This window comes from Nostoc sp. PA-18-2419, assembly GCF_005869855.1.
Lineage (GTDB): Bacteria > Cyanobacteriota > Cyanobacteriia > Cyanobacteriales > Nostocaceae > Nostoc.
The window spans coordinates 41,320-55,018 of record NZ_SZNH01000007.1 but is presented as its reverse complement, the minus strand read 5'-3'; the positions used below and the strand labels follow the sequence as shown (position 1 = coordinate 55,018).

Genomic DNA, 13,699 nt, shown 5'->3' with positions numbered 1-13,699 from the left:
TTGTATTCGACAAGCTCAGCAATGCCAAACCAAATACTCAGACTTATAAGTGTTTAGTGGTAAGGATGCCACGCTTTTAAACATAAAAACTGACTATAGGTAGTTGACAACTCCTTAGTGACTAATAGTTTATAAAAATATTACAAAAAAACTTAGTTTCTCCGGATATTATTCTTACTTCCCATCCTAGTAACTTTAGTCCTAAAACTAATTCCCATTCTTTAAATAGCAGCTGCTTTGATACAACGTAGGCTGATTATTGCTACGCTGATTAAACAAGCACATCGTTGCAGCGAAGTCACACTACAGGGATATTTATTGACTTAGCATTAACTAATTAGGAATTATCAAGTAACTTGCGTGCAAATGCGATCGCCTCTGTTGGTGTTGAGACTTCACCCTCAGCTTGTGCTACAGCAATTTCTGTCAACAGTTTGCCTACCATTGGCGAAGCTGGAATATCTAATGCTATAATCAACTCCTTCCCGCTCACTAGTGGAGTGGGATGAGCGACCAGATCGTCAGGGTTCAGGTAGCGGTTGATTAAAGGTGCAAAGACAAGGTAATGCCTTGCATGGGTTTGTTCTGTTATAGCGACGCCTGTGTTTAGCTGCTTGTCGCCAGACATCGCCTCTACCAAATTATCAAATGCTATGGCTAGGACTACCGTGGCGGGAAATACAATATCTGCGTCCTGAAAGAAAAAGTATTGTTCTCGTAAGGACATATTTGCTACTTTCAGCCGCGATGATAGTTTCACAGCAGTGATTATACCCCGAATTTCGGCACGACTATAGGTAAGTTCCTGTAGTTCTATTTCTGCTAATTCCGGATTTGGGTTGATAAGACAAGCAAGTTTGGCAATAGCTAACCAAGTGGTTTTGATAGTATCGCGGACATATGCTTTTAGTTGTACTCCTAGTTGTTGCCAATTTTGCGTAAGTAAGGCTGCTGCATTATCAACTGCTGCTAGTTTAATTAAGCTTTCATGGGTGGCATTTTTGAAGAAAGGGGTAACTAAGCCATCTTCCCAAGCAGCCGTTACCCAAGGAGTACCTTGAGAATTTGCCAATAAATAAGCGATTTCCACCCGAAATCTTTCTGGTGCAACTTTGCTAATATGTGATGCCAGAGAACGAATTGTGGTTTGGGTCGCTGGCTCAATAGTAAAATTCAGTTGGGCAGCTTGGCGATAAGCTCGCATTAACCGCAAAGGGTCATCTTCGAGGTTAGCAGGTGAAACCATTCGCAAAATGCCCTGTTGTAAGTCTGCACAGCCTTGCAGAGGATCAATGATTTCTTGCGTGTGGGGATTGTAGCCGATCGCATTGATTGTAAAATCCCGTCTGTGCAAGTCAATTTCTAAACTATCTCCTTCTTGTTGGGCAAAGTCAGCTGTGGCGTGGGGAAAAACCACACGGGCTATTTGTCGTTCTGCATCGAGTAAGACAAAACCAGCATTGTAATGATGAGCGATCGCTCTGGCAACCTCTACTGCGTTAGATGGTATAACAAAATCTAAATCCAGGTATTCGCGAGTTCTGCCAAGGATAGCATCCCGTACAGCTCCACCTACCATATAAGCAGTTTGTGGCAATAATGCCAAGCTAAAAGGCCAATTTTCGGGAGCTAGTGTAGAAGCAACAAAAAAACGCATTGTAATAAAAATCAACCCGGCAACTAATGAATAACAGTCGGGCTTAAGCTAGATTAACAATAAAGGCCCCCGGAGTTGTTTCTATTATGTGTATTTGCGTGAACTGCCACTATGTAGATCGCTGTCTCACCTATCATGCCGTAGAAGGGCAGCACCAACAACCTCACTTGACTCAAACACCAGACTTTGACCCAAATGAACCTTCTATCAACGTCAACATCCGCACTAAAGACGATTTGATTGAAATGGAATGGGATGTTGTCGGTTGTCTGAGCTTTAAGCGAGAAACGGGTAAGTGGTCGAAGTTGCGTCCTGGAGAATTAGTGCCGACTTAAAAACTTAAGGTAGTATCTTATCTCTCAGCCCATTAATAACAGAACCTTAACAATTCAATTCCAAAGTTTATTCACAAAAATCTTCGTAACACATGAATCAACTGTAGGGGTATACAGCTGTAAACTCCTATATATCTGTCTGTATAGGATATTTGGTCAAGTGATATTATAGCGGTTTGCAATTGCGTGGAGTATGGACAATTTGTAGGATAGCACAGCTATGCTATCCTACCGTCTAACTCATTCAAATGAAAATCGCTATAACTTCTTTGATTTCGATAAAGTCGAAGTTAGTCCTTTGTTGATCGCTTCTGAATCAATTAATAGAATTGACCGCTAGGATATACGACAACAAATTCCTTACCTCTACCCCTATCTAGACTCTTCTGAAATAGCTACCCCCACCATAAAATGCATTCCCCTCGTAATTTCCATAACCGTAATCATGACAGCCATTTGCATAACCGTAGTTATAACAGCCATTTGTGTAACCGTAATCATGACAGCCATTTGCATAACCACAATCACGATAATAACCACCTCCACCTTCGATAAAGATGATTTCATGTGTTTGTAATTCGTTGAGAAAGCTCTCATAATTTAGCAAGAAAATCTGGTTTTTAGTCAAATTTTCAGATATTTTGATATCAGCCATTTTTGCTCCTTTGAAGATTAGTTGGTSACCTTTACTAATTGCGTAACTATTGAGTCCTATATTTATTGTTACAGCCAAATTGGCAGATTCTAGTATTTGTAAATTATAAACTTAGACATAATTGCAGGAATTATGTTTTTTAGTTATGAGCTTTATTTTTTTAAATAAAACAATGTAGCTCAATCAATTGTGTTTTTATAGACAAATGAAATTATAGATAACAACGAATAAAAAAATTACAAATATCTGTTTAATCTCAATAATATGTCTATATTTTCAATAATTTAGACATAATTTCCTGGGTTAGGTCTACAACAAATAATTATTCCATGTAGTAAGCTGATGCGCTTTGAAGTTGCATAACTCTACTTGCTAGAAAAACGGGTGGACACGGAGATGCAAGTTGAATAACGATTAGCCTATCACCCTAAAACATAAAGGACGCACAAAACACTCCAAAGTTGTGAGCGGTGGTTTCCACCGCTCAGACTTCTCTCTATCCCACAAAACGAACAAAATCATTCCCAAAATATGCAACGTAAAAATGAGGTTTATTAGCTTAACGAATACCATCATTATCAATTGCACTGTAGCTATCGCTGGGGAAAAGCCCCAACCAAGGATCAGAACTAGGAGTTAAAAAGAGTTGGGCGTATACTTGCTGATTGAGTGCTTCTACAGTCCTTGTTTGGTTACCTCCCATAAACCATTGATGAATTTGGCTGTGCAGTATATATTCATTTCTGACTGTATCTAAAGCCATTGCAGCTTCAAAATTTTTCACTATTATTGGCAAATTATCTTTTGGAGTATTAGCAGACTGAGACTTTTTAGCTCTAATTAAAGAAATGCTGTTTTGATCTAGCTTGTCATCGCTGGTATAGAGTTGAGCAATTTTATTCCAGGCTTCTTGATCGGTGATTTCAGCTAAAGCCTTTTGATTCCGTTCGGCATCAGGCTGGAGAGCGCTCAGCATAGGCCTTTCAACTAACATTTTAGAAACTGCTACAGAGCTTGCGGTTTCTGCTGTCGGTGGTTGAGTGGAATTGCTAGAAAATTCTACTAACTTAGGGGGAGACTGGATACCCAAACGAGATAAATCTGCAAGCCATTGGGCTTGAGTAGAATTGTAGCGATCGCTGTGGTATTTTTTTAAAAAAGCCTCGCGAGCTGTTGGTGTCAGTTTGCTATAACTTTTTACTGCTACTTCAGCCTGCTCTAACTGACGCAAAAATGCTTTAGGACTATATAATCCTGGAATTGCATCAATCGGACGACCTGAGGCATCTAATATATAGTGAATGCTATTGCCTGTAATTGTCCGCTCCAACTTACGTCCATCACCGAAATCAATAGTCACTTTGGGTACGGGACGTACTGATTCCCAGTGCAAAATGAAGCGGTCTTGAAGTACTTTAGAAATCTCACTGTTGGGATACAGTGCTACCCTAAAGAATCTACTATTAGCACAACTCAAATCGCGATCAAGTCTGCCCAATAACCGCAGAGATAGAATGGGTTTACCACTGGTTCTGGCAGCAGCTTTGGCTTGTTCTATGTCGGTGTACCAGTACAAACGAGAAGCGTAACAGTCCCGTTGTTGGCAGAGTTCGTCTAAAGCCATCCGGAGTGCAGCAGAAGGTAGAACTGCACCTGAAGAGTAGGTCTTTAGCTGATTGGCATGGGATTTAAGAAATATCTGTAACCCCTTTGGCCCTTGTTTACGAAGCACATGAACTTCTTGAGATAGCTTGGAAGTTTCAGTTACCGGAGTTTGAGCATTAGCTGTTTGTAAGACTGTCAAACTAACTAGCATGAGTGCCAAGGGAATTTTGAAGATGCTAATTTTCATAAATTTCTAAAAGGATAAGGATGTGGGTGTCGCCATTACTAACTAGAAAAGCTAGTCTAATTTTTAAGAATAAGTAGATGCTGAAAAGTTTCTAATGCGGATGGTAAATCCCATCAGCTCACAGGCAAATAATTTTCTCAGTATTTACCTAACAAGCTTAGATTTAGATCTGGTTCCTAAACACATGTATGTATTGATTTACGGAAACTGCTTTATCAAAAGTATAATTTATGAAAGACTAAATATATAAACTTTTTATTGTAATTTATTAAATATATCAAAAGTACATTCATTAATAAAATTTTTTTCTAGAGATTCAGTAATATTTCTGTTTCAATTTTTAATAAATATAATTAAATTATTAATATTCTCAATTGCGCGATTTTATAAGAAAGGCTGAAAATAGGTAACAGGATTGTTTGCAGAGCGCAGAAAATTATTTGAGAGAAATAGCGGTTTTCTGAGAGATGGAAAAGCCCAAGCTTTATAAGCTTTGAATATTTATTAAAAAATTTGAAACCCCCCATGTCCAAATATATTTCTCATCTCCTAATACTGGTATTAGGAACAGTCTCAACCTGCATTATTACTCCATGTCATGCTCAAACTGCGGTAAAATCTGATAGTCAAAATACTAATAATATTAGTTCTACATCTTCAAGTTCTCCTTCTACTATCCAAATGCATGATTCGCTCAATTCTACTAATAATAAACAGACTATTATTTCTGAGACAGTTAGTAACTCTTCTGCTCCTAAGCCAAATCTAACTGCAACTCAGGCTCAATTACGAATTCCTATATTTAGTAGAATTTTTCGCTCACCTTTGATGCAGCAGTAATCAAAATAATCATCAAAAAGCTGCTGAGTCACTGTTCGCCCTTGGCGTCATCGCAACTTTGGTCAACGCATAAACACCACTGTACTGCAAGGCGTAATTCGTAATTATAGCCCTAGTCTCTCACACCCTTTAGGACATATGACAAGCATGAATGGTAGGAATAGTAATAGTTCTGCCTCCTGCTATAATTTAATGACGCTTCTACTCGCTAAGGCTACGTAGGAGCGTCATTACGAATTAGTAATTATTCGGTCATCATTTGCCAAACGTTTGGCAATCGCCGCCCTAACCCACAGGACCTACCAGTGACTAAGGTAACTTTCCCTGTAAGTTTCTTTGCCATGATTGGCTTGTAAGTATAAATATACTATTATTATGCTCAACGATAGGCAATGCGGAGACTTTGGACTAAAATCACTCCAGATGCGATCGCCATTAACCCACCCCAAAACCAGTAAGGTAAAAGTAAATACCGCTGCATTTGTGCTGTATCTGAGAGTCCAAGGGGGCCAGCAGAGCTACTAAATAAATAATCTAGTTGATGGTATGTACTCACACAAGCTTGTACACCTAAAAATTGAATGCTAAACCCTTGTGCCCAACGAGGTGCTTTCAAAGCGATACCTAAAATTATTAAACCCAACAAAGGAATTGCCACCAGCCCAAACCAAGAACGCACCCAAATTAATGTAGACAATAGCAAAAAGCTTCCTAAAATTTTCAAACTCAGGGAAGCTGCTTTAAAACTACGGGAAGCCAGAATTAATGCTGCACCAGCAACAGGTGGCCCCATTGGTCCTGCTGCTGCAACTAAAGCTGGGCCAATTGGCCCGAATGACGACCGAATACCATAAGTTGCAACACCAGAACCATTGCTAAAAATCTCCAATTTTTGAAACTGTCCTCCTAATAGGAGTGCCATTAAGCCGTGACCCATTTCATGAAACCAAGTTGCCAAGATTGTAAATGGGTATAAGATATAATTTCCTGCTGGAAGTTGCCATAATAAAGCAGTAGCGATCGCTGCTGCAATTAGCCACTTTAGCCCCATGCGTTCAATAACTGGTGGAGCTTCTCTTGTTAACAAATTTTCAAAATTTTTGCTTGGTTCTTTCATAAATAACTCAATTTTAGATTTTAGATTAAAATTCCAGACTCAGGAGTCATATCACGTTCGGAAGAATGCTTATAATATTAATTCGTTAAATGTTCTCTTGATTCTTTAACTATTATGGMTCCTGAATTCTTCTAAATTTAGATTTTAGATTTTATCTTCAATCGTAAATCCGTTTTTAAAAGTTGAGCCACTGCGTTAAAGGGTCTCCCGACTGAAAGCAGGTGGCGTCTGAGCGCCGACTTCCGGCGCTCAGACTTGCCGCAAAATTCAAAATTTAAAATTGCCAATTAGCTAAGCAAGTTGAAACAGGAATGTCATCAAGTCTCCTTTGCCCAAACTAATGCGATCGCCTGGTCGTAAACGGTGACGATTGCCTGGTGAAAGAGGCAAATTATTAATGTAGGTTCCATTGGAACTTCCTACATCTTCGACATAGTGAGAGTCTCCTTCGACACGAATATCTGCATGAATGCGAGAGACAATTTCTGAATTGGGAAATCCCGAAACATCAACATCTGGAGGAATCCGGTCATTAGGCTTGCCGATATGAATTACAGACAGATTTTGCGGCAATTCAATTAACCTATCAGTTTGAACGTGGACTAACCGCGCATTCACTTGCTGCAACTGGGTTCTAGCAGCAGTTACGGTTGGTGGTGCTACTGATGGGGGTACTTCTACTTCAGCTTGTGAAACTGGTGCTGGTTCTAAAGGTGGGGGCGTCGGAATACCTTGGCTAGATACCACAGGCTCAGCTGCAACAGTTGGTGGTGATGTTGGAGGGCTGTTTTCTGAAACAGATGGCTCTGGCAAAGTTGCTGGAGGAACCGCCACCGCTGTTGGTGGTAAAGATGAGGTAACGGGAGGATGGGAGTTAGCAGTGCTAATTCCTAAGGCATCTGGCTGTAAAAGTTCTACTAGAGGATCGGGTGTAACTAACGGCGGTACTTCAACGGACATATCAGGAGTTACTGTTGCAGCCACTGGGGCATGAACGTGTGGAACTGCTGCTGAGTGCAAGTTATAGCCACACTGACCACAGAATGCAGCATCTGCCTGCACCGTTGCCCCACAACTGGGACAGTGAGTAGTTGCTGGTAACGGCGTATAGCAAGCTTCACACTGGACAGCGCCGTCAGGATTGGGATGATTGCAATTAGGGCAGACGATCATCGATTTTAGCCTTTGTTCAAGAGCATCATAAAATAAGGTAAGCTGTCGCGCATCTAAGGCAGCACATCTTTTCGTGTTGGTTGTTGACAGTTGAGAGTTAACCATCAACAGTTAACAAACCTCATGAGTGAGTGTGCAACTTGAAAGCGTAATAGCTTAGGACTGGCAAGCTCCAGGGGCGGCCTTAGCTTTCGATTGTAGCAATTACTTTTGAGGGGATGGAAAGACACGGGGATACGGGAACAGGGGAAGATGGGGGGATGGAGGATGGGAGAGTGAGAAAGATGAGGGGCAAACAAAAGACAGAATTCCTCACTCAACACTCAACACTTCCTGTTTGCCCAATGTCCTTGTGCCCCTTTGCCTTTTGTTTGTTAAGGTTGGAGTTCCAAACCTGCTGCTGCATCAAGCAGCCACCAAAGTTCTCCTGGGGGCTGAATTAGACGGGATGGGTAAGTGAAGTCATCGGCTACAGGTGCAAAGACTTGCGCTAAAGCCGGTCTTTTGTTAGCACCAGCAACTAGAAAAATCACGCTCCGAGCAGAATTGATGAAGGGGTATGTGAAACTTATCCGCAGGTTTCCGTTTTTGTTACCCACAGTAACCAGGCGATCGCGTACTTTGAGAGCCTCTGTGTGGGGAAACAAAGATGCGGTATGTGCATCATCACCCATCCCCAGCAATATTACATCCAACACGGGAAACTCCACCCCAGAAGAATTGAAAAATTCTTTTAGATGCTGTTCATACTTAGCAGCAGCCAAGGCTGGATCGGCTTCTAAAGTTGGTACGGGATGAATGTTAGCAGCTGGGATGTCAACATGATTTAGCCATGCACGACGCGTCATCAGTTCATTGCTATCGGGGTGATCCGGTGGTACAAAACGCTCATCCCCCCAGAATATATGAATTTTATCCCAAGGCAATTTTTGATTAGCGATCGCTTCGTATAACGGCTTAGGTGTACTTCCACCTGATAAAGCGATGGTAAATCGCCCCCGCTGCTCAATGGCTGTTTCTAACTTGGACAGAATTAATTCTAGCGCTCTTGCAACCAGCGCTGGCTGATCTGGTAGAACTTCAACCGTTTTGTTCATAGCTTTATCATCATATTGCTGGCTTCCAGCAATACATTACCGAACTTCTGACAATTCCCCTTTTTAACTTTTGAAACATTTAACATAGTGTTGATTATTGACTGTTGACTGATGACTGGGAAAGAAGTATTCTTATGCCCTCGTTATTACATGGCCGTCTAGCTTAAATAAACGTAGGCGCACTTATCAGCTTCACGAGTAATTTGTCAGTAGTCAGTTGTACTAACTACTAGGCACTATTATCATTACTTTTATTTACACCCAGTTATTTCATACTTTCTTGATTGATTGTAAAAGGAAAATTTTCTTAAAAATTAACAAAAATTCCTAAAAATAATTAATTGCTTTATTTTTACTAGTTGTGAATCGGGACAATAACATATTAATAATTACCCACAAATAGTTCTTCCCAATCAGTGATCGCTTGGCGTTGAGCGATTAACAATTGCTCAATTCCTTTTTGGGCGACATCTAGCAGTTGATTCAACTGACCACGGCTAAAGCTACCTTCTTCAGCTGTTCCTTGGACTTCAATAATTTCTAGATGTTGATTCATCACTACATTAAAATCTACTGTTGCAGCCACATCTTCTAGATAATTTAGATCTAAAAATGGTTCTTTCTCGAGTAATCCTACGGAAACGGCTGCTATCTGTCCACATAAGGGCGATCGCTCTAATGTTCCCTGGTGTAACAATTTAGAAATGGCGTGAGCCAAGGCAACAAAAGAACCTGTAATCGCTGCTGTTCTAGTTCCAGCATCAGCTTGCAACACATCAGCATCCACCGTCAGGGTATATTCTCCCAGTGCCTCAAAATTGAGTGCGGCGCGTAAGCTACGTCCGATTAAACGTTGAATTTCTTGCGTCCGTCCAGATAATTTTAACAGTTCTCTTTCTTGCCGTTTTTGTGTTGCCGATGGTAGCATTCGGTACTCAGCGGTTAACCAGCCCTTACCAGTTCCTTCAAGAAACTTGGGAACTCCCTTAGTCACGCTAACAGTACAAAGTACCTGAGTATCACCGCATCTTGCCAGAACAGAACCAGGAGCAAAGTGGGTGAAACTAGGATAAAAGCTGAACGGACGTAATTCGTTGGGAAGACGACCGTCTGGACGCTGCCAAGCCATTAGAGTTGCCTCAAGATTTTTAGATGAAATATACTGCCTTCAGGTTACCTTAGTGGAGTATTAGCCAATGCCGTCTCTAAGGAACTGAAAGCAAAGTTAAAATATTTTGTAGCACCATCTCTGGTGATTGGTCGCCATTGACAGTTAATAGGCAGCGACGACGATCATAATATTCTAAAATGGGGATGGTGCGATCGTAGAATAATTCTACACGCCGCTGTACGATTTCTGGTTGGTCATCTGGTAGCGATCGCCCTAAAGATCGGCTAACCATCACTGCTTCTGGAACTTGTAGATAAATCGCCCAATGTGGCTTTTGTCCTAAATCATCTAATAAACAATCTAATTCTTCGGCTTGATAGGCAGTCCGGGGATAGCCCTCCAATACCCAAGTGTAGTTAATATCTGGTTGTCCCAGACGAATTGTGATCAATTCAACAATCACTTCGTCTGGGACTAATTCCCCTTTTTCTACGTATGGTCGTGCGTGGTAGCCTAATTCACTCAAGCTAGTACTCAAGCTAGTATAAACAGAAAGATAAGTCCGGGGATCGGCTTGCAGCCATTGGAAATTCGGTAGCGGTTTGTTACCAGATATGGCTTGCCGTAAAATTTCACCTGTAGAAATTAGAGGAATATCAAAGTATCTGCAAAGCCTTTGTGCTTGAGTACTTTTACCCGATCCTGAACCTCCCAGAATCACTAATCTCACAACAATTCACTCCTCACCCTGTCAAATTCACTACTTTATAACCTTGTTTGCTCCAAACAATCGGAAAGTTGAATATATAAAGACTTTGAGTTGCTAATTCTAGCTTTTTTAAGCGATCGTAACTTTAACTTATTTGTTATCATTTTTACGATTAGTTTCCGAGAAAAAACGATAATTTCAGTCAAAATAACTCTTGACTTCCGGACAAGGGTAGTGGTTGACTAAGAATGCAATTTGCTAAATCCACTACACCTGTGAAAAACAGATTGATTATACAGGTAGATTCATCAGAACTCACTCTAGTAAAAGCCTATAATTTATTGTAATTTTTTTAACTTTATATATGGTTGCCCAGATAGAAACATCAAGTATAAATTCGACTCTTACTTTACCATATCCAGTAGAAGGAATAGTGCAAGTTTTTACTAGCTCTTATCGAAACTTTTTTACAAGTATAATGGCTCAAACACTGAGAATTGCTGGACAAGGAACGTCAGTGTTGATAGTACAGTTTCTTAAAGGAGGTATTCGTCAAGGACAAGAACGACCTATACAACTAGGACAAAATTTAGATTGGATTCGCTGTGATTTACCACGTTGTATTGATACACCGCATCTCGACGATACAGAAAACCAAGCCTTACAAAAGCTGTGGCAGTATACACAACAGGTAGTGGATGAAAGTAAGTATTCTCTCGTTGTTTTAGATGAGTTAAGTTTAGCGATTAATTTTGGTTTAATTTCAGAAAGCGAAGTTTTAGCCTTTTTAGCAAAACGCCCTCCTCATATCGATATCATTCTCACAGGGCCAGAGATGCCGAAATCGCTGTTAGGTGTAGCAGATCAAATTACAGAAATCCGCCGCAGTCATCGACCCTAAACAAAATACTCAGTTCAGGATATCCTAGTAATTCGGTTTGAATTAGCTGTGAACTTGTGATTAAAAACGATATCTGGATAACTGAAATGGCTCAAAAAGGTATGATTTCGCCTTTTGAGCCAATTTTAATCCGAAAACTACAACAAGATGAGTCTTTAGCACTTATACCTGTAATTAGCTACGGTTTATCTTCTTATGGCTACGATATACGCCTTTCCCCGGCTGAGTTTCGTATTTTTCGGCATATTCCTGGAACTGTAGTCGATCCGAAAAATTTTAATCCTCAAAATCTGGAGCCAACAGCACTGCATACAGATGCAAATGGCAGTTACTTTATTTTACCTGCTCATAGTTATGGTCTGGGAGTTGCTTTAGAAAAACTGGAGGTTCCAAATAATATTACAGTGATTTGTATAGGAAAATCTACTTACGCTAGATGTGGTATAATAGCAAACTTAACCCCAGCTGAAGCTGCATGGCGGGGTCATCTTACCTTGGAATTTTCTAATTCTTCTAGCGCTGACTGTCGCATCTACGCTAACGAAGGCGTAGTGCAATTGCTATTTTTAGAAGGTGAACCTTGTGCTATTAGTTATGAAGCAAGACAAGGTAAATACCAGGATCAGTTAGAAATTGTGACTTTGGCTCGTGTTTAAATTGAATGATACCTAAAAAAATTTTACACAAAGGTAGAACTTAGATCTATTAATATCAATACGAGTGCTTAAACTCAAGAAATTCAAAAAATACCTCTGCTTTTTGAGTTTAAGCCAAATCAAAAATCTAATTACAAAACATTCTCTAAGCCTTCAATTATATTTGCTACAACAATTGTGCGTAAATCTTTTTTAATTGCTCTAAGTCAGAAATTGTAAAATTAGCGACATCAACTTTAAGCTATCGCTGCCAAATTTAGCCTCTAAACTTGTTTAAATACTAGACATGATTCCACGGACTTCTTCGTGCGCTTCGCCTTTATGTAAAAATTTTTGATACCAATGTAACTCTCTTAATATTGTCATATCGACTTGTTAAATTCAAAAATGAAAGGGGCATCTGATAATTAAGGTGCTAATCTTGCCCTACCTAGACGCTGTTTTTCATACCATTGAGCGATCGCAGGTGCCCAATCTGCAAAATGAGGCCACATCATTTCACACAACTTTTGAATTTCAAGTTGAGCATCTTTCTTATTTCTCAGGTCACAAAAGTGTAAGAAAGACCTGAGATTGAAACTAACTACAAAATGCTGGCGATAGTCAAAAGGTACTTTACCTCTTGCGTGTTCTTCAGACATGCCAGCTTCAAAATCAGCTTTATAGCGTAAGATAGCGTCTTCACACCACTGCAAATCTGCTGCTCGCTGTTCTGGTGAATAGTAGTACTTTTTTCCTTGTCTATCAGTGTAATAACCAATGGGACGTAAATAAAAAACATCTTCTATGTTTTTCTTACCTTCTACTACATCAATAAATTGATTACCTGTATATCTAAATGATTGAACATCAAATGATACGCTAACTCGATGAGTACGAGCCTGCTGCATGACACTGTGAGGAAAGTAGCCACAGTTAAAAACAATCTGAGGATGCTCTAGAGGCCCGTAATGTCCCCTTTCACCCGCTAAAAGTCGCTTAACAATAATTTCGCCACTTTGTGACTCCGAGGGCCAGGAGTCACGCTCGTCAAAGACGAAAGACTCGGTATAGTCTTGGTGCATCGCAGCGTAAATCACCTGCTGCGGGTTAGGTGTTTTGGCAATAACCTCTACTCGAAATCGATGCATTTGCTGTTGGGGAACGGATTTGTAACTGAAAGTGCTTACCAACAAGCTTTGCTCCTTGTTGGTTAACACGGCTTTGAACTCGAACCATCATATCTCTGGCTTGGACTTCTACTCAATCAGATTAAGATACTTTACAAATATTAATAAATTTGTTACACTTATTTACATAACAAAGAGATGGAGAAAATTTTATGCGTGCAACCACTGCTATAGTTGACGACCAGGGCAAACTGAACAATTTTGCGATCGAGCCAAGAGTTTATATAGATGAGCAAGGTGACCGCACAGGCTTTACTCCTTTTGCAGAACTGCTCAACGGTCGTTTAGCAATGATTGGTTTTGTCTCCTTAATTGCATTAGAGGTATTGACAGGACACGGCATTGTTGGTCTTTTGACAAGCTTATAAAAACCGATTTTTGTAATCTAAACTCTTAACAAACTAAAGAGACGGGATATATTCCGTCT

General features: G+C 40.2%; 14 protein-coding genes. 5 read left to right on the top strand and 9 right to left on the bottom strand.

From position 1 onward, the window contains the following. Positions 1-337: 337 nt before the first annotated feature. Positions 338-1,657, bottom strand: a complete 1,320-nt coding sequence (locus FCR06_RS09340) for a CCA tRNA nucleotidyltransferase (RefSeq protein WP_138498873.1) — start codon at positions 1,655-1,657, stop codon at positions 338-340. Positions 1,658-1,743: 86 nt separating this feature from the next. Between FCR06_RS09340 and FCR06_RS09335 the strand changes: the two genes are divergently transcribed. Continuing rightward, the gene (locus tag FCR06_RS09335; protein WP_138498871.1) at positions 1,744-1,992 is read left to right on the top strand and encodes a Ycf34 family protein; all 249 of its coding nucleotides are present in this window, start codon (positions 1,744-1,746) and stop codon (positions 1,990-1,992) included. Positions 1,993-2,368: 376 nt separating this feature from the next. On the opposite strand, the gene FCR06_RS09330 is transcribed toward FCR06_RS09335, so the two are convergent. After that, entirely contained in the window at positions 2,369-2,647 is a 279-nt protein-coding gene (locus FCR06_RS09330) for a hypothetical protein (protein WP_138498869.1), read from the bottom strand. A 559-nt stretch (positions 2,648-3,206) separates the two neighbouring features. Beyond that, complete coding sequence (locus FCR06_RS09325) at positions 3,207-4,499, bottom strand: hypothetical protein (RefSeq protein WP_138498867.1); 1,293 nt, start codon at positions 4,497-4,499, stop codon at positions 3,207-3,209. A 525-nt stretch (positions 4,500-5,024) separates the two neighbouring features. Between FCR06_RS09325 and FCR06_RS09320 the strand changes: the two genes are divergently transcribed. Beyond that, positions 5,025-5,339 (top strand): hypothetical protein, encoded by a 315-nt coding sequence (locus tag FCR06_RS09320; RefSeq protein WP_138498865.1) that lies wholly within the window; start codon positions 5,025-5,027, stop codon positions 5,337-5,339. 379 nt (positions 5,340-5,718) lie between these two features. Here the strand turns inward: FCR06_RS09320 and FCR06_RS09315 are convergent, their stop codons facing one another. The 5 genes from FCR06_RS09315 to FCR06_RS09295 all read right to left on the bottom strand — a co-directional run bounded on the left by FCR06_RS09315 (position 5,719) and on the right by FCR06_RS09295 (position 10,567). After that, positions 5,719-6,456: a M50 family metallopeptidase gene (locus FCR06_RS09315; protein ID WP_138498863.1), complete on the bottom strand. Its 738-nt coding sequence runs from the start codon at positions 6,454-6,456 to the stop codon at positions 5,719-5,721. A gap of 291 nt (positions 6,457-6,747) precedes the next feature. After that, the gene (locus tag FCR06_RS09310; protein ID WP_138499185.1) at positions 6,748-7,629 is read right to left on the bottom strand and encodes an FHA domain-containing protein; all 882 of its coding nucleotides are present in this window, start codon (positions 7,627-7,629) and stop codon (positions 6,748-6,750) included. Positions 7,630-8,003: 374 nt separating this feature from the next. After that, positions 8,004-8,726, bottom strand: coding sequence for a 6-phosphogluconolactonase (pgl, locus tag FCR06_RS09305; RefSeq protein ID WP_138498861.1), 723 nt, complete (start codon positions 8,724-8,726; stop codon positions 8,004-8,006). A gap of 382 nt (positions 8,727-9,108) precedes the next feature. Further along, positions 9,109-9,855 carry a ribonuclease PH gene (gene rph / locus FCR06_RS09300; RefSeq protein WP_138498859.1) on the bottom strand — a complete coding sequence of 249 codons (747 nt, stop codon included), beginning with the start codon at positions 9,853-9,855 and terminating at the stop codon, positions 9,109-9,111. Between the two features lie 76 nt (positions 9,856-9,931). Then, on the bottom strand, positions 9,932-10,567 hold the full coding sequence (locus FCR06_RS09295; RefSeq protein WP_138498856.1) for an adenylate kinase family protein: 636 nt from the start codon (positions 10,565-10,567) through the stop codon (positions 9,932-9,934). 343 nt (positions 10,568-10,910) lie between these two features. Between FCR06_RS09295 and FCR06_RS09290 the strand changes: the two genes are divergently transcribed. Then, positions 10,911-11,447: a P-loop NTPase family protein gene (locus FCR06_RS09290; RefSeq protein ID WP_138498854.1), complete on the top strand. Its 537-nt coding sequence runs from the start codon at positions 10,911-10,913 to the stop codon at positions 11,445-11,447. 86 nt (positions 11,448-11,533) lie between these two features. Then, positions 11,534-12,103: a dCTP deaminase gene (dcd, locus tag FCR06_RS09285; RefSeq protein WP_223280087.1), complete on the top strand. Its 570-nt coding sequence runs from the start codon at positions 11,534-11,536 to the stop codon at positions 12,101-12,103. Between the two features lie 407 nt (positions 12,104-12,510). On the opposite strand, the gene thyX is transcribed toward dcd, so the two are convergent. Continuing rightward, positions 12,511-13,233, bottom strand: coding sequence for an FAD-dependent thymidylate synthase (gene thyX, locus FCR06_RS09280; RefSeq protein ID WP_138499183.1), 723 nt, complete (start codon positions 13,231-13,233; stop codon positions 12,511-12,513). A 191-nt stretch (positions 13,234-13,424) separates the two neighbouring features. Here thyX and FCR06_RS09275 point away from each other — a divergent pair, with 191 nt between their 5' ends. Beyond that, positions 13,425-13,640: a chlorophyll a/b-binding protein gene (locus tag FCR06_RS09275; protein WP_138498850.1), complete on the top strand. Its 216-nt coding sequence runs from the start codon at positions 13,425-13,427 to the stop codon at positions 13,638-13,640. Positions 13,641-13,699: the final 59 nt, after the last annotated feature.